Here is a 15,324-nt window from a genome sequence, read left to right as displayed (position 1 = left end):
CTCAGGAGGCAGATCATGGCCAAGCACAAGAAGGACCGAAGTAAGCAGCAGAAGAGCGGCCCGGCCGAACACGGCCGCGAGCAGGCCCAGAAGTCGGCCATCGAAGCGATCTCGCAGCCGCAGCAGTCCGCGCAGGGCAGCCCGACGGACGTGGCCCGCAAGCACCAGCGGCGCTTCGGCCACAACTGACGCATTCCGCAACGGAGTCGAGGGGCGCACCCGCATCGGGCGCGCCCCTCGCGCGTGCGTTCCTGCCGCTCAGCCGGCCAGACAGGACGGGCCGAGCAGCACCTTCAGGTCGCCGAACAGCGCGGGATCGGCCGTGACCCGGTGCCGGTCGAGGCGCAGCACCGTCGTCTTACGGGCGCCCTGGAGCTTGATCCGCACCTCGGTGGAGCCGCGGTGGCTGGTCAGCACCTCGCCCAGCTTCTCGACCAGCGGCGGGCTGACCTTCACCGTCGGGATGGTGATCGTGACCGGCGCGTTCGCGCCCGCCTCCGAGAGGTCGGGGACCATCATCTCCATGGCGACCAGCCGCGGGATGTCCTCGCGCTTGTCGAGGCGGCCCTTGACGAACACCACGGTGTCCTCGACGAGCTGGGTCGACACGAGCTGGTAGGTGGCGGGGAAGAACATGCAGTCGATGGAGCCCGCCAGGTCCTCGACGGTCGCGATGGCCCAGGCGTTGCCCTGCTTGGTCATCTTGCGCTGGAGGCCGGAGATGATGCCGCCGATGGTGACGATCGAGCCGTCCGAGTAATCGCCGCCGGTCAGCTGGGCGATGGCGGCGTCCGCCTTGTCGGACAGGACGTGTTCAAGCCCGAACAGCGGGTGATCGGAGACGTACAGGCCCAGCATCTCCCGTTCCTGGGCGAGGAGATACGCCTTGTCCCACTCGATGTCCGAGAACTCGACGTCCAGACCGAAACCGGGGCCCTCGTCCGCTGCGGCGTCGCCCATGCCGCCGAAGAGGTCGAACTGCCCCTCGGCCTCCTTGCGCTTGACCTGGACGACGTTGTCGATCATCGGCTCGTACTGCGCGGTGAGGCCCTTGCGGGTGTGCCCCATCTCGTCGAACGCGCCGGCCTTGATCAGCGATTCGGTGGTGCGCTTGTTGCAGGCGGCGGCCTCGACCTTGTCCAGGTAGTCGGGGAAGGAGGCGTACTTTCCCTTGGCCTTGCGCGAGCGGATGATCGCGTCGACGACGTTGGTGCCGACGTTGCGGACCGCGGTGAGGCCGAAGAGGATCACGTCGTCACCCTGGGCGGCGAAGTTGGCCTCGGACTCGTTGACATTCGGCGGCAGCACCTTGATGCCCATGCGGCGGCACTCGTTGAGGTAGACCGCCGACTTGTCCTTGTCGTCGCGCACCGACGTGAGCAGCGCCGACATGTACTCGGCCGGGTAGTTGGCCTTCAGGTACGCGGTCCAGTAGGTGACCAGGCCGTACGCCGAGGAGTGCGCCTTGTTGAACGCGTATCCGGCGAACGGGACCAGCACGTCCCACAGGGCCTGGATCGCCGCGTCGGAGTAGTTGTTCTTCTTCGCGCCCTCCTGGAACAGGACGAAGTTCTTCGCCAGTTCCTCGGGCTTCTTCTTGCCCATCACGCGGCGCAGGATGTCGGCCTCGCCGAGCGAGTAGCCGGCGATGATCTGCGCGGCCTTCTGCACCTGCTCCTGGTACACGATGAGGCCGTAGGTGAGGCCGAGCGTCTCCTTCAGGGGCTCTTCGAGCTCCGGGTGGATCGGCGTGATCTCCTGGCGGCCGTTCTTGCGCTCCGCGTAGTTCGTGTGCGAGTTCATGCCCATCGGGCCCGGCCGGTACAGGGCCGAAACGGCGGAAATGTCCTCGAAGTTGTCGGGCTGCATCTGGCGGAGCAGCGAGCGCATCGGGCCGCCGTCGAACTGGAAGACACCGAGCGTGTCACCGCGGCAGAGCAGTTCGAAGGTCTTCGGGTCGTCGAGCGGGAGCGAGAGCATCTCCAGGTCGATGCCCTTGTTGGCCTTCACCATCTTGACGGCGTCGTCCATGATGGTCAGGTTTCGCAGGCCCAGGAAGTCCATCTTCAGGAGGCCGAGCGACTCGCACTGGGGGTAGTCCCACTGCGTGATGGTGACGTTGTCGGTGTGCCGCGTCCAGAGCGGGGCGTGGTCGACGATCGGCTCGCTGGACATGATCACGCCGGCCGCGTGCACACCCATCTGCCGGACCAGGCCCTCGACACCCTTGGCGGTGTCGATGACCTTCTTGACGTCCGGCTCGTTCTCGTACATCCCCCGGATCTCGCCCGCCTCGCTGTAGCGCGGGTGCTTGGGGTCGGTGATGCCGCTGAGGTCGATGCCCTTGCCGAGGACGTCGGCGGGCATGGCCTTGGTGAGGCGGTCGCCCATCGCGTACGGGTATCCGAGCACGCGCGCGGAGTCCTTGATCGCGTTCTTGGCCTTGATCTTGCCGTACGTGCCGATCATGGCGACCTTGTCGGCGCCGTACTTCTCCGTCACGTACCGGATCACTTCGACGCGCCTGCGCTCGTCGAAGTCGATGTCGACATCGGGCATGGAGACGCGCTCGGGGTTGAGGAACCGCTCGAAGATCAGCCCGTGCGTGATGGGGTCGAGGTCGGTGATGCCCATCGCGTACGCCACGATCGAACCGGCCGCGGAGCCTCGGCCCGGACCCACCGCGATGCCGTTGTTCTTCGCCCACATGATGAAGTCGGCGACCACGAGGAAGTACCCCGGGAACCCCATCTGGATGATGATGTCCATCTCGTACTCCGCCTGCTTCTGGCGGTCTTCGGGGACACCGCCCGGGTAGCGGCGGTTCATGCCGACCCGGACCTCCTCCTGGAACCAGGTGACCTCGGTGAAGCCGTCGGGGATGTCGAACTTCGGCATCAGGTCGCGCTTCTCGAACATCCCGGTGGTGTCGATCTGCTGGGCGACCAGGAGGGTGTTGCGGCAGCCCTCCTGCCAGGCGTCCGACGAGTCGATGGCGTACATCTCGTCAGTGGACTTGAGGTAGTAGCCGGTGCCGTCGAAGCGGAAGCGGTCCGGGTCGGAGAGGTTCTTGCCGGTCTGGATGCACAGCAGGGCGTCGTGCGCGACGGACTCATGGGCGTAGGTGTAGTGCGAGTCGTTGGTGACCAGCGGCGGGATGCCCACCTCCTTGCCGATCCTCAGCAGGTCATCGCGCACCCGGCGTTCGATGTCGATGCCGTGGTCCATCAGCTCCAGGAAGTACCGGTCCTTGCCGAAGATCTCCTGGTACTCGCCGGCGGCCCTGCGGGCCTCGTCGTACTGGCCGAGGCGCAGCCTGGTCTGGAGCTCGCCCGAGGGGCAGCCGGTGGAGGCGATCAGACCCTCCGACCACTTGGCGATGGTCTCCTTGTCCATCCGCGGCCACTTCTGCAGCCAGCCCTCGGCGTACGCGTCGGACGAGAGGCGGAAGAGATTGTGCAGGCCGGTCTTGTCGGCCGCCCAGATCGTCTTGTGGGTGTAACCACCCGAGCCGGAGACGTCGTCCCGCTTCTGGTGCGGCTGGCCCCACTGGATCTTGCGTTTGGTCCGCCGGGACTCGGGCGCGACGTACGCCTCGATGCCGATGATCGGCGTCACGCCGGCCTTCTGGGCGCTGTGGAAGAAGTCGTAGGCGCCGTGGAGGTTGCCGTGGTCGGACATGGCGATGTGCGACATGCCCATGTCGTTGCAGGCGTCGAACATGTCCTTGAGCCGCGCGGCACCGTCCAGCAGGGAGTACTGGGTGTGGACGTGCAGGTGCGTGAAGGGCGGCTTGGCCACGGCTGGAGACCTCCGGAAACGGTGACGGACAGTGGGGGCGGAGCGGCACGCGGCACCTCGGCGAGGGGGTGCCGGCGGACGGGTGGACGGTCTCGAAGTCTACGACCCGGCACTGACATCGCCGCCGCGGCGGCGGCCGGCCGGGCGCTGCGCGAGGGCGACGGACGGCGGCCGGCCGGGCACTCGCGGGCGGCCTCGCGCGTTGTCACCGGCGGAGCACCGCACCGGTCGTCCGTCCGGTCGTCCGTCCCGATCGTCACAGCCAGGAGGCACCCGGCGATGTCGCCCCAGCACGCACCGGCGCAGGACACCGCGCAGCGCAGCGAGGAGATCCTCGCGGTCTTCGGCACCGCCTTCGGAGAGCTGCTCGCCGCCGATCCCGCGGCCTTCCGCGTCAAGTTCCGGAAGATGGCCGCTTCGGCATTCGCCTTCTACCGCGGGGCGGCGTGCCTGTTCTACAAGGACCTGGAGGCGGAGCCGGACGGCGGCGCGTATCTGGACGACCGCACCGGCCGGGTGTGGATCCACGGCGATCTGCACGCCGAGAATTTCGGCACGTACATGGACGCAACGGGCCGACTGATCTTCAACGTCAACGACTTCGACGAGGCGTACGTCGGCCCGTTCACCTGGGACCTCAAGCGGTTCGCCGCGTCCGTGGCGCTGGTCGGCTACGCCAAGGCGCTCTCGGACGGGCAGATCACGGACCTGGTGCACACCTACGCCGCGGCCTACCGCGAGCGGATCCACGCGCTGGCGTCCGCGTCCGGTGGCGCCGCCGACGAGGAGCTGCCGCCCTTCACCCTGGACACCGCCCAGGGCCCGCTGCTGGGCGCGCTGCGCGACGCGCGTGCGCTGACCCGGTTCGGGCTGCTGGAGTCGATGACCGAGATCCGCGACTTCGAGCGGCGCTTCGCGGCGGACGGCGGATCCGTGGAGCTGGACGCGGCGACCCGCTACAAGGTCCTGGCGGCCTTCGACGGCTATCTGGAGACGCTGCCGGAATCCAGCCTGTCCCGCCCCGACTCCTACCGCGTCAAGGATGTGGTGGGCCGGCGCGGCATCGGCATCGGCTCGGCCGGGCTGCCCTCGTACAACATCCTCCTGGAGGGCAACAGCGACGCCCTGGAGAACGACGTGGTGATCTACCTGAAGCAGGCGCAGACCCCCGCGGTCTCCCGGCACATCACCGACGCCGAGGCCCGCGCGTACTTCCTGCACGAGGGCCATCGCACGGTCATCTCGCAGCGCGCCCTGCAGGCGCACGCCGACCCGTGGCTGGGCTGGACGGAGCTGGACGGCGCGGGCCAGCTGGTCGCCGAGATCTCGCCGTACGCGGTGGACCTGGACTGGTCGGATCTGGACGACCCGGAGGAGATCGCGGTGGTGGTGGCCGACCTGGGCCGGGCCACGGCGACGATGCACGCGTCGGCCGACGACGAGAGCGGCCACTCGCTGGTGCCGTTCTCGACGGAGCGGGCCATCGACGCGGCCCTCGCCGCCGACGAGGACGGTCTCGGGCAGCTGCTGGTGGACTTCGCGCACACCTACGGCGCCCGCGCCCGCGCCGACCACCAGATCTTCGTTGACCTCTTCCGCAACGGCCGGATACCGGGGCTGTGACGCGCGGCGGCCGGGCCGTCCGGGTCGGGCCGGGCGGCGGGACGCGGCACCGGGAACCGCCCGTCCCGTGCGCCGTTTCCGCTGCGCCCTCCGTGACCACCCCTTTCGTGGCCCCTGCCCCGCCCCATGGCACACTCGCTGCCATGGACATCTCGGCGGCGCACCTGCGGGCGGTGCGTGCAGCGCTCTTCACGGCGCTGTGCGTGACGCTGTCCGCGGCGTCCCACGTGCTGCTGTCGCGGATGCCGCTGCCGCTGACCACCGTCGCCGTGCTGTCCGCCGCCGTGTTCGCGCTCGCCTACGCGCTGGCCGGCCGGGAGCGGAGCTACGGCCGGATCGCGGCCCTGCTGGTGCCCCTGGAGCTGGCCGCCGACGCGTCCTTCAGCATCGGCCAGCACACCTGTTACGGCAGCGGCCCGGTGACCGGACCGCTGCGCTCCCTGGGCGTGAACCTGCTGTGCGGCGGCGGCAGCGTCGGCACCCCGCTGGCGCAGCTGCCCGAGCACGACCCGCGCAGCGCGCCCGCCACGGCCTGGCTGCTGCTGCTCGGCGCGCATGTGCTCATCGGCCTGCTGGCCGCCGCCTGGCTGCGCCGCGGCGAGGCGGCGCTGGCCCAACTGCTCGGCGCGGTCGCCGGCTTCGCCTTCCGCCCGCTGCTGATCGCCGTCGCGATGGTCGCCCGGGTGTCCGCTGCGGACCGTCCGGCCGTCCCGCGGGGCGCCGCCGGGCCACCCGCCCGCGCCGTCCCCCTGCTCGTGCACTGCGTCGTACGCCGTGGACCGCCCTGCGTGCTCGCTGCCTGAGGCCACGGCCCGGCACCGCGCGTGGCGCCCGCAGCGGGCGCGTACGCCGTCCCGTCAGCACGCACGTCCCTTCCACGGAGCAGGATCAGTCATGAGCAATCGCAACAACCAGGCCAACAAGCAGGCAGCGCGCGAGCGGCTGCGCGCCGAGCGCGAGCGGCAGGCGAAGAAGGAGAAGGTCCGCCGGCAGCTGACCGTCGGCGGCGCGATCGTCGCGGTGCTGGCCGTCGCGGGCGGCATCGGCGTGCTGGTCGCCAACTCGGGCGGCGGCGATGATGGCGGGGGCGCCGCCGCGGCCGCGGGCGACAGCAAGGTGTGGGCGAAGGCCGCCAAGGCCGAGCTGGTCAAGCCGGCCAACACCTCGGGCGCCAAGGGCACCACCCTCGTCGTCGGCAAGCCGAACGCGAAGAACACCCTCGAACTCTTCGAGGACCCGCGCTGCCCCGGCTGCGCCAACTTCGAGCAGAACGTGGGTGAGACGGTCCGCAAGGACGTCAAGGCCGGCAAGTACAAGGCGCACTTCCACCTCGCCACCTTCCTGGACGCCAACCTCAAGGGCACCGGCTCCAAGAACGCGCTCAGCGCGCTGGGCGCCTCCCTGAACGTCAGCCCGGACGCCTTCCTTTCGTACAAGGAAGCGCTGTACTCGAAGGAGTACCACCCGGACGAGATGGGCCCCGACAAGTTCGCCGACGACAGCTACCTGATCAAGGTCGCGGACACCGTCCCGGCGCTGAAGGGCAACGCGGCCTTCCAGAAGGCGGTCAAGAAGGGCACCTACGACCGGTGGGCGCTGGAGATGTCCGACGAGTTCAACTCGCACGCGGACGTCAAGAACACCCCGACGGTCAAGCTCAACGGCACGGTCCTGGGCGCCGAGGGCTCGACGGGCAGCAAGGTCGCCCCGTCCACCCCTGAGCAGTTCACCAGCATGGTCGACAAGGCCGAGAAGTCCTGATCCCGGCCGGATCCGGCCACCGGATCCGGCCCGCCTGGGCATCGCCGCCCGCCGCGCTGCGTCCGCGGGCCGATGCCAAATCTTGACCCGGGAGTCTGCCGTGCTCATGGCAGACTCCCGGCATGCAAGGGACCGGAGTTGACCACCGGGCCCGTTCGGGGGCCGGGCTGAGAGCGGTGCGCGCCGCGGTGTTCACCGCGCTGTGCGTCACCCTGTCCGCCGCCTCCCATGTCCTGCTCTCCCGCACCCCGCTGCCGACCGCGACCCTCGCGGCCCTGTGCGCCGCCGTGTTCGCCGCGGCGTACGCGCTGACCGGCAGGGAGCGCGGGTACGGCGCGGTCGCGGCGCTGCTGGTGCCGCTGGAACTGGCCGCCGACACGGTCCTCACCACGGGCCAGCACGCCTGCTACGGGCCGGCCGGCGGGCCCGTCACCGGGCCGCTGCACTCCGTCGGCGTCGATCTGCTGTGCCGGGGCGGCGAGTGGGGCACCCCGCTGGCCGGGGTGGCCGACCGCCCCGGCGGCCCGCTGCCCGCCGCGCCCTGGCTGCTGCTCGCCGGCCACCTGGCGGCCGGGCTGCTGGCCGCCGCCTGGCTGCGCCGCGGGGACGCCGCGTTGGACCGGCTGCTGCGGGCCGCGGCCGCCGAGGCGTTCCGGCCGCTGCGCACGGTCCGCGCGCCGGCCGCCGCGCCGCTGCCGCCCCGCCACCGCACCCGGCCGCCCGGCCCGCGGCCGCGGGCGTACGGGCTCCCCCTCCTGGTCCGCTGTCTGCCGCGCCGCGGCCCGCCGGCCGCCGTCGCTCCCTGAGTACGCCGCACACGCGCCCATCAGCCACGACGAGGGATCGGACCCCCATGAGCAACCGCAACAGCCAGGCAGGCAAGTCGGCAGCCCGCGAACGGATCCGCGCCGAGCGGGAGAAGCAGAAGAAGAAGGAGAAGGCGCGCCGCCAACTCACCGTCGCGGGCGCCGTGGTGGGCGTCCTGGTCATCGCGGGCGCCGTCGGCTTCGCCGTGGTCAAGGCGACCGAGCCCACCGGCTGGGAGGCCGCCAAGGAGGCGAAGCTGGTCAAGCCCGCGCACACCCAGGGCAAGAACGGCACCGAGATCCTGATAGGTGACAAGAACGCCAAGGAGACCCTGGAGGTCTTCGAGGACCTGCGCTGCCCGATGTGCGCGTCCTTCGAGCAGAGTTCGGGCAAGTCCCTGATCAAGGACATCAAGGACGGCCGCTACAACGTCCGTTTCACTCTCTACACCTTCCTGGACGGCGGCGAGGGCGGCGAGGGCTCGAAGAACGCGCTGAGCGCGCTCGGCGCCGCGCTGAACGTCAGCCCGGACGCCTTCCTCGCGTACAAGTCCGCGCTGTACTCCGCGAAGAACCATCCCGACGAGCGGGACGACGCGTTCGCCAAGGACGCAACGCTGCTCAAGGTCGCCGCCCAGGTGCCGGAGCTGAAGGGCAACAAGGCGTTCGAGACGGCGGTCGAGAAGGGCACCTACGACCGCTGGACGATGGACATGACGGCGCTGTTCGGCCGCAAGGGCATCAAGGCCACCCCGTCCTTCGTGCACGGCGACAAGAAGCTGGTGCTGCCCGAGGTGCCGCAGCAGCGGATGACGCAGGAGGAGTACAACGAGTACGCCGACGCCAACTTCCGGAAGATGATCGACAAGGAGTTCGGCCCGGCGAAGGGCAGCGGCAAGGACGGCAAGGGTCAGAGCCCAGGCGGCGGCCAGGGCATCGCCGCGGGCGAGAAGGACCCGACGGCCGGGCACTGAGCCGCAGCGCCGCGCGTAACTGCCGTACGGGCGACGGGTGGATGAATTCCCGGACAGCGCCCTCCCCGTCGCTCGTACCGGCCAGTAAGGTGATCCGCCGTGACCGATCACGACCAGATCTCCCGCCGCACCGCCGTCACGGCCGTAGCCGCCACCGCCGCCCTGCTGCCGCTCGCCGGCGCACCCGCAGCCTTCGCCGCGACCGCCCAAGAGGCCCGGGAACCAGGGCAGTTGTTCCTCCACGGCGTCGCGTCGGGCGACCCGCTGCCCGACGGCATCCTGCTGTGGACCCGCGTCACCCCGGCGCCCTCTGCGGTGCCGGGATCCGGCCGCGGCCCGGCCACCGAGGTCGGCTGGGAGGTGGCCGCCGACCGGGACTTCAGCACCGTCGTCGCCCGCGGCAGCACGACCGCCACCGCGGCCGCCGACCACACCGTCAAGGCCGACGTGCGCGGACTGCGGCCCGCCACCCGCTACTTCTACCGCTTCACCGCGCACGGCGCGCACTCCCCCGTCGGCCGCACCCGCACCGCCCCCGCCCACGACGCGGCGGCCGGCCACGTCCGCTTCGGCGTGGTCTCCTGCGCCAACTGGGAGTCCGGCTACTTCTCGCCCTACCGCCACCTCGCGGCCCGCGCCGACCTGGACGCCGTGCTGCACCTCGGCGACTACCTCTACGAGTACAAGTCCGGCGCATACCCGGACTTCCCGCACGTCGTACGCCCCCACTCCCCCGCCCACGAACTCCTCACGCTCGCCGACTACCGCACCCGGCACGGCGTCCACAAGACCGACCCGGACGCGCTGGCGCTGCACGCCGCGCACCCGGTCATCGCCATGTGGGACGACCACGAGTTCGCCGACAACGCCTGGTCGGGCGGCGCGGTGAACCACACCCCGGAGACCGAGGGCTCCTGGAGCGCGCGGATGGCGGCGGCGAAGCAGGCGTACTTCGAGTGGATGCCGGTCCGCCCGTCCACCGCCGGCACCACCTACCGCAGGCTGCGCTTCGGCACCCTCGCCGATCTGCACCTGCTGGACCTGCGCTCGTTCCGCGACGAGCAGGCGAAGCCGGGCAGCGGCGCGGTCGACGATCCGGGCCGCACGCTCACCGGACGGGCCCAACTGGACTGGCTCAAGGCCGGACTTGAGCGCTCGGACACCGCCTGGCGGCTGGTCGGCACGTCCGTGATGATCTCGCAGGTGGCCTTCGGCGCCGTCCCCGCGCACCTGCTCGGCCCGCTCGCCGGCATCCTCGGCCTCCCCCAGGAGGGCCTCGCCGTCAACACCGACCAGTGGGACGGCTACACCGACGACCGCCGCGAACTCCTCGGCCACCTCAGCGACCGCTCCATCGGCAACACCGTCTTCCTGACCGGCGACATCCACATGGCCTGGGCCAACGACGTGCCGCTGCGGGCGGCCACCTACCCGGCGACCGCGCCGGTGGCGACCGAGTTCGTGGTCACGTCCGTCACATCGGACAACGTCGACGACATCCTGCACGTCGCCCCGCAGACCGTCTCCCTGGCCGGGGCCGCCGCGATACGGGCCGCCAACCGGCATGTGAAGTGGCTGGACATGGACTCGCACGGCTACGGCGTCCTGGACGTCACCGCCGAGCGGACGCAGATGGACTACTTCGCGGTGTCCGACAAGACCGACCCGCAGGCCACCAGCCGCCTGCTGCGCTCGTACCGGACGCGCTCGGGCACCCAGCGGGTGGAGCGGAGCGGGACGCCGGTGCGCTGAGCAAGCAGGGGCGGCGTGGCCGGGCCCGGCACCACCGGGGGCCGCGCCGCCGCCGTCCGCTACAGGTCCGCCACGAACCCCAGCGCCACCTTCCAGGCGCTCTCCGCCGCTTCCTCGTCGTAGTCCGCGAGGCCGGGGTCGGTGAAGAGGTGCCCGGCGCCCGCGTAGCGGAAGACCTCGACGTCCGCGCCGGACCGGCGCATCTGGAGGTACCACGCGGTCAGCCAGTCGTGCGGCTCGAACGGGTCGGGGTCGGCGACATGCAGCTGCACGGGCAGCTCGTCGACCTCGGTGCCCTCCGCGATGTCCGACGTGCCGTGCAGCAGCAGGAGGCCGCGGGCCTTCTCGTCGGCCAGCGCGAGATTCTGGGCCACCGAGCCGCCGAAGGAGAAACCGGCGTAGACCAGGCCGCGGTCCGAGTACGGGGCGGCCGCCGTCACCGCGCGCCGCAGCAGCTCGTCCTTGCCGATCTCGTCCTTGATCACGATGCCGTCGGCGACCGATTCGGCGGTCCTGCCGTCGAACAGATCGGGGACGATCACCTCATGGCCCGCGGCCCGCAGCCGGTCGGCGCCCGCGTGCACCGCGGGACGCAGCCCGCACACCGAATGAAACAGCACAATCGTCGAAGAACCGCTGGTCGCGGGCTCGGTGGAGGCCGGCACTGAGATCACACCCCTGTTGTTGAATCGCTCTCTCCCCATCCTGCCAGTTACCGTCGGTGGAACCGCCACGCGCGCCTCGCGCCGGGCGCCGCGCACACCCCGCGACGGCAACGGACCGCTCCGGCACCGGCCGGGAATCAGCACTGCCAAGGAGGAACCGACGTGTCCATGGAGGACGTGCTGCGCCCGCTGACCGTCATCGGCGGCTCGCTCGTCATCACGCTCGCCCTGGGCTGGCTCGCCGACCTGGCCCTGCGCCGCATCGACGCCGCCCACCCGGAGACCCCGCTGTGGGGACTGCTCCGCCGCTGCCGGATACCGCTGCAACTCCTGCTGTGCGCGGCCCTGTTGCGCGGTTCGTACGACGCGACCGGCCTCGGTCTCGTCGACGACCACACGATGGGCATCGGCCGGGCGCTGACCCTGGTACTGATCGCGGCGTCCGCCTGGCTCGCGGTGCGCGTGGCGGCGGCGATCGTCGAGGCGTCGTACTCGCGCTACGCGGCGAACGCGCACGACCGGGCGCGGGTGCGGCGGGTACGCACCCAGATCACGCTGATCCAGCGGGTGGTGACCGCGGTGGTGATCACCGTCGCCGCGGCCGCGATGCTGCTGACGTTCCCCGAGATGCGCGCGGTCGGCACGTCCGTGCTGGCCTCGGCCGGCCTGCTGGGCATCGTCGCCGGTGTCGCCGCCCAGTCCACGCTGGGCAACCTCTTCGCCGGCCTCCAGATCGCCTTCGGCGACATGGTGCGGATCGGCGACACGGTCGTGGTGGACGGCGAGTGGGGCACGATCGAGGAGATCACCCTGACGTTCCTGACCGTGCGGACCTGGGACGAGCGGCGGATCACCATGCCGGTGTCGTACTTCACCGGCAAGCCGTTCGAGAACTGGTCGCGCGGCGGCGCCCAGATGACCGGCACGGTCTTCTTCCACCTCGACCACTCCGCGCCGCTGGAGAAGATGCGGCCGCGGCTGCACGAGATCCTCCAGGAGTGCCCGGAGTGGGACGGCCGCGCCTGGAGCCTGGTGGTGACCGACACCACCCCGTCCACGATGGTGGTCCGCGCGCTGGTCACCGCCCGGGACGCGGACACCATCTTCACGGTGCGCTGCCAGGTACGCGAGCGGATGATCGAGTGGCTGCGGACCGAGCATCCGTACGCGCTGCCGCGGATCAGCACCGCGCAGGCCCCGGGCCACGACGCGGCCGCCCTCATCGAGCAGCGGGCCGCCCCGCCACTGACGAAGGACGGCCGCTGAGCAGCCGGGACACCGTCACGGCGTACCGCGCAGGCTGCGCATGTCGAGCTGGCGCAGCACCCGGTCGACGATCTCCGGGTCGACACCCGGCTCGCTGCGGGCGGCCAGTACCTCGTGCCGCGCCGCCGACAGCATCTCGCCCTGGATGCGCTGCACCTTCTTCATCCGCGTGATGCGCTTCTCGAAGTGCTCGCGCCGGTCGTCGTCCACGATGTCCGGCGCGATCCTGGCCCCGATGTCGTAGGCGCGGCGGGCCAGCTGATCGTTGATCTCCTCGGGCAGCTCCTCGACCTCCAGGATCTCCCGCAGCCGGTGCTTGCACGCCTTGATGACGCGCAGCGCCAGCGCCCGCTCCAGCTCGTCCTCGGCCTCCGTGTCGGCCCGCACCCGCAGCTTGCGCACCAGCCAGGGCAGCGTCAGGCCCTGCACGACCAGGGTGGTGAGCACCACGGCGAAGGCGATGAACAGGATCTCCTCGCGGGCGGGGAAGGCGCCGCCGTCGTCCACCGTGTACGGAATGGCCAGCGCCAGCGCGACCGACGCCACACCGCGCATGCCCGACCACCACATGATGAGCGTCTCCCGCCAGCTCATCGGGATGTCCTCGTCGTAGTCGCGCCGCTTGTGCATCCGCTTGGCGAGCCAGGCCGCGGGCAGCAGCCACAGCAGGCGTACCGCGACGACCACGGCGACGACGGCCGCGCCGGCCCCGAGCATCTCGCCCCAGCGGCCCGACGCGGCGCCGAAGATGTTGTGCAGCTCCAGGCCGATCAGGCCGAAGGCGACGCCGGTGACGAGGGTGTCGACGACTTCCCAGAAGGTGTATCCGGCGAGCCGGCCCATCACGTCGTCGGCGTCGACCGCGTACTCGGCGAGGAAGAGTGCGGTGGTCAGCACGGCCAGGACGCCGGAGCCGTGGAACTCCTCGGCGATGACGTAGGCGATGAACGGCACCAGCAGGGTCAGGCCGATCTGGAGCGTCGGGTCGCCGAGCAGCCCCATCAGCTTGTTGGCGACCCAGCCCAGTACCAGTCCGACCGCTATGGCGACCACGGCGGAGAGGAACAGCGAGCCGACCGCGCCGGGGGCGGAGAAGGTGCCGCTGACCGCAGCCGCCAGGGCCACGTGGTAGAGGACGATCGCGGTGACGTCGTTGAACAGCCCCTCGCCCTCCAGGATGGAGACCATCCGCCGGGGCAGCCCGAGCTTGCCGGCCACCGCGGTCGCCGCGACCGGGTCGGGCGGTGCGACCATCGCGCCGAGCACCACGGCTCCGGCGAGCGGCATACCCGGCACCACGGCCTGGGCGACCGCCGCGACGGCCGCGGTGGTCGCGAAGACCAGCGCGACGGCGAGCAGGAAGATGGGCCGGATGTTGGCGGTGAACTGCCGCCAGGAGGTGCGCTGCACCGCCGCGTAGAGCAGCGGCGGCAGGACCAGCGGAAGGATGTACTCCGGCGGGATGTCGACGTTCGGGACGAACGGCAGCAGCGCGAGGACGGCACCGGCCAGGGTCATCAGCACCGGCGAGGGCAACCCCAGCCGGTCGCCGACCGGGACGGTGACCACAGCCCCGAGAAGAAGCAAGAACAGCAGGGCGAGCTGGTCCACGGGGTTACGCTCCGGGGTCGAGTCCGATCACATTCCGCCCCAAGCCTGCCATGTCCGCACAGCAACCGGTCTCGCCCGGTCCGTCCGGTGTGCTGACGCCGCCCTGCTCCGGCGTCAGGAACTCTCGTCCCGCACGGTGTCCAGGGCCCGCTGGAGGTCCTGAGGGTAGGCACTCTCGAACTCGACCCAGCGGCCGTCCGAAGGATGCTCGAAGCCCAGCCGCATGGCGTGCAGCCACTGCCGGGTCAGCCCGAGCCGCTTGGCGAGCGTGGGGTCGGCGCCGTAGGTGAGGTCGCCGACGCACGGGTGGCGGTGCGCGGACATGTGCACCCGGATCTGATGGGTGCGGCCGGTCTCCAGCTTGATGTCGAGGAGGCTGGCCGCGCGGTACGCCTCGATCAGGTCGTAGTGCGTGACCGACGCCTTGCCCTCGGCGGTGACCGCCCACTTGTAGTCGTGCTGCGGGTGCCGGCCGATGGGGGCGTCGATGGTGCCGCTCATCGGGTCCGGGTGGCCCTGGACCAGCGCGTGGTAACGCTTGTCGACCGTGCGCTCGCGGAACTGCTGCTTGAGCAGCGTGTAGGCGCGCTCGGACTTGGCGACGACCATCAGCCCCGAGGTGCCGACGTCGAGGCGGTGCACGATGCCCTGCCGCTCGGCGGCACCGGAGGTGGAGATGCGGTAGCCGGCCGCGGCCAGGCCGCCGATGACGGTGGTGCCGCTCCAGCCGGGACTGGGGTGCGCGGCGACGCCGACGGGCTTGACGATCACCACGATGTCCTCGTCGTCGTGCACGATCTCCATGCCGTCGACCGGCTCGGCGATGATCTCGACCGGCGCCGCGGCCTGCGGCATCTCGACCTCCAGCCAGGCACCGCCGTGCACCCGCTCGGACTTCATCACCTCGGCGCCGTCGACCCGGACCTTGCCGCCCGCCGCGAGCTCGGCGGCCTTCGTACGGGAAAAGCCGAACATGCGGGCCAGCGCGGCGTCGACGCGCTCGCCCTCCAGGCCGTCCGGTACGGGCAGGGTGCGGATCTCGGGAAGGGTGCTCACCCCACGAGT

At 71.0% G+C, this 15,324-nt stretch carries 12 protein-coding genes; 8 read left to right on the top strand and 4 right to left on the bottom strand.

All coding sequences use genetic code 11. The features are described 5' to 3' along the window. Positions 1 to 15 precede the first annotated feature (15 nt). On the top strand, positions 16 to 189 hold the full coding sequence (locus LIU39_RS24460; RefSeq protein ID WP_227049023.1) for a hypothetical protein: 174 nt from the start codon (positions 16 to 18) through the stop codon (positions 187 to 189). Between the two features lie 69 nt (positions 190 to 258). On the opposite strand, the gene dnaE is transcribed toward LIU39_RS24460, so the two are convergent. Next, positions 259 to 3,801: a DNA polymerase III subunit alpha gene (gene dnaE / locus LIU39_RS24455; RefSeq protein ID WP_227049022.1), complete on the bottom strand. Its 3,543-nt coding sequence runs from the start codon at positions 3,799 to 3,801 to the stop codon at positions 259 to 261. Between the two features lie 279 nt (positions 3,802 to 4,080). Here dnaE and LIU39_RS24450 point away from each other — a divergent pair, with 279 nt between their 5' ends. The 6 genes from LIU39_RS24450 to LIU39_RS24425 all read left to right on the top strand — a co-directional run bounded on the left by LIU39_RS24450 (position 4,081) and on the right by LIU39_RS24425 (position 10,717). After that, positions 4,081 to 5,424: a DUF2252 domain-containing protein gene (locus LIU39_RS24450; protein WP_227049021.1), complete on the top strand. Its 1,344-nt coding sequence runs from the start codon at positions 4,081 to 4,083 to the stop codon at positions 5,422 to 5,424. A gap of 143 nt (positions 5,425 to 5,567) precedes the next feature. Beyond that, entirely contained in the window at positions 5,568 to 6,227 is a 660-nt protein-coding gene (locus LIU39_RS24445) for a hypothetical protein (protein ID WP_227049020.1), read from the top strand. Between the two features lie 91 nt (positions 6,228 to 6,318). After that, the gene (locus tag LIU39_RS24440; protein ID WP_227049019.1) at positions 6,319 to 7,185 is read left to right on the top strand and encodes a thioredoxin domain-containing protein; all 867 of its coding nucleotides are present in this window, start codon (positions 6,319 to 6,321) and stop codon (positions 7,183 to 7,185) included. A 122-nt stretch (positions 7,186 to 7,307) separates the two neighbouring features. Continuing rightward, positions 7,308 to 7,991, top strand: coding sequence for a hypothetical protein (locus LIU39_RS24435; RefSeq protein WP_227049018.1), 684 nt, complete (start codon positions 7,308 to 7,310; stop codon positions 7,989 to 7,991). A gap of 47 nt (positions 7,992 to 8,038) precedes the next feature. Beyond that, complete coding sequence (locus tag LIU39_RS24430) at positions 8,039 to 8,965, top strand: thioredoxin domain-containing protein (RefSeq protein WP_227049017.1); 927 nt, start codon at positions 8,039 to 8,041, stop codon at positions 8,963 to 8,965. Positions 8,966 to 9,064: 99 nt separating this feature from the next. Then, positions 9,065 to 10,717, top strand: a complete 1,653-nt coding sequence (locus LIU39_RS24425) for an alkaline phosphatase D family protein (protein ID WP_227049016.1) — start codon at positions 9,065 to 9,067, stop codon at positions 10,715 to 10,717. Positions 10,718 to 10,776: 59 nt separating this feature from the next. On the opposite strand, the gene LIU39_RS24420 is transcribed toward LIU39_RS24425, so the two are convergent. Next, positions 10,777 to 11,382, bottom strand: a complete 606-nt coding sequence (locus LIU39_RS24420; protein ID WP_227049058.1) for a dienelactone hydrolase family protein — start codon at positions 11,380 to 11,382, stop codon at positions 10,777 to 10,779. Positions 11,383 to 11,550: 168 nt separating this feature from the next. Between LIU39_RS24420 and LIU39_RS24415 the strand changes: the two genes are divergently transcribed. Next, on the top strand, positions 11,551 to 12,648 hold the full coding sequence (locus LIU39_RS24415) for a mechanosensitive ion channel family protein (RefSeq protein WP_227049057.1): 1,098 nt from the start codon (positions 11,551 to 11,553) through the stop codon (positions 12,646 to 12,648). Between the two features lie 15 nt (positions 12,649 to 12,663). Here LIU39_RS24415 and LIU39_RS24410 read toward each other — a convergent pair whose 3' ends face one another. Both LIU39_RS24410 and LIU39_RS24405 read right to left on the bottom strand, forming a co-directional pair. After that, positions 12,664 to 14,259: a Na+/H+ antiporter gene (locus LIU39_RS24410; protein ID WP_227049015.1), complete on the bottom strand. Its 1,596-nt coding sequence runs from the start codon at positions 14,257 to 14,259 to the stop codon at positions 12,664 to 12,666. Positions 14,260 to 14,373: 114 nt separating this feature from the next. After that, positions 14,374 to 15,315, bottom strand: coding sequence for an RluA family pseudouridine synthase (locus LIU39_RS24405; RefSeq protein WP_227049014.1), 942 nt, complete (start codon positions 15,313 to 15,315; stop codon positions 14,374 to 14,376). Positions 15,316 to 15,324 lie beyond the last annotated feature (9 nt).

Source organism: Streptomyces pinistramenti, assembly GCF_020564935.1.
Classification (GTDB): Bacteria; Actinomycetota; Actinomycetes; order Streptomycetales; family Streptomycetaceae; genus Streptomyces; species Streptomyces pinistramenti.
The sequence above is the reverse complement of the archived record's forward strand: the minus strand, read 5'-3'. Positions and strand labels throughout refer to the sequence as shown.

Bases quoted from the DNA above. Each gene is read 5' to 3' on its own strand.
- LIU39_RS24435 (WP_227049018.1), top strand. From the start codon at position 7,308: ATGCAAGGGACCGGAGTTGACCACCGGGCCCGTTCGGGGGCCGGGCTG.
- LIU39_RS24430 (WP_227049017.1), top strand. From the start codon at position 8,039: ATGAGCAACCGCAACAGCCAGGCAGGCAAGTCGGCAGCCCGCGAACGG.
- LIU39_RS24415 (WP_227049057.1), top strand. From the start codon at position 11,551: ATGGAGGACGTGCTGCGCCCGCTGACCGTCATCGGCGGCTCGCTCGTC.
- LIU39_RS24460 (WP_227049023.1), top strand. From the start codon at position 16: ATGGCCAAGCACAAGAAGGACCGAAGTAAGCAGCAGAAGAGCGGCCCG.
- LIU39_RS24440 (WP_227049019.1), top strand. From the start codon at position 6,319: ATGAGCAATCGCAACAACCAGGCCAACAAGCAGGCAGCGCGCGAGCGG.
- LIU39_RS24450 (WP_227049021.1), top strand. From the start codon at position 4,081: ATGTCGCCCCAGCACGCACCGGCGCAGGACACCGCGCAGCGCAGCGAG.
- LIU39_RS24445 (WP_227049020.1), top strand. From the start codon at position 5,568: ATGGACATCTCGGCGGCGCACCTGCGGGCGGTGCGTGCAGCGCTCTTC.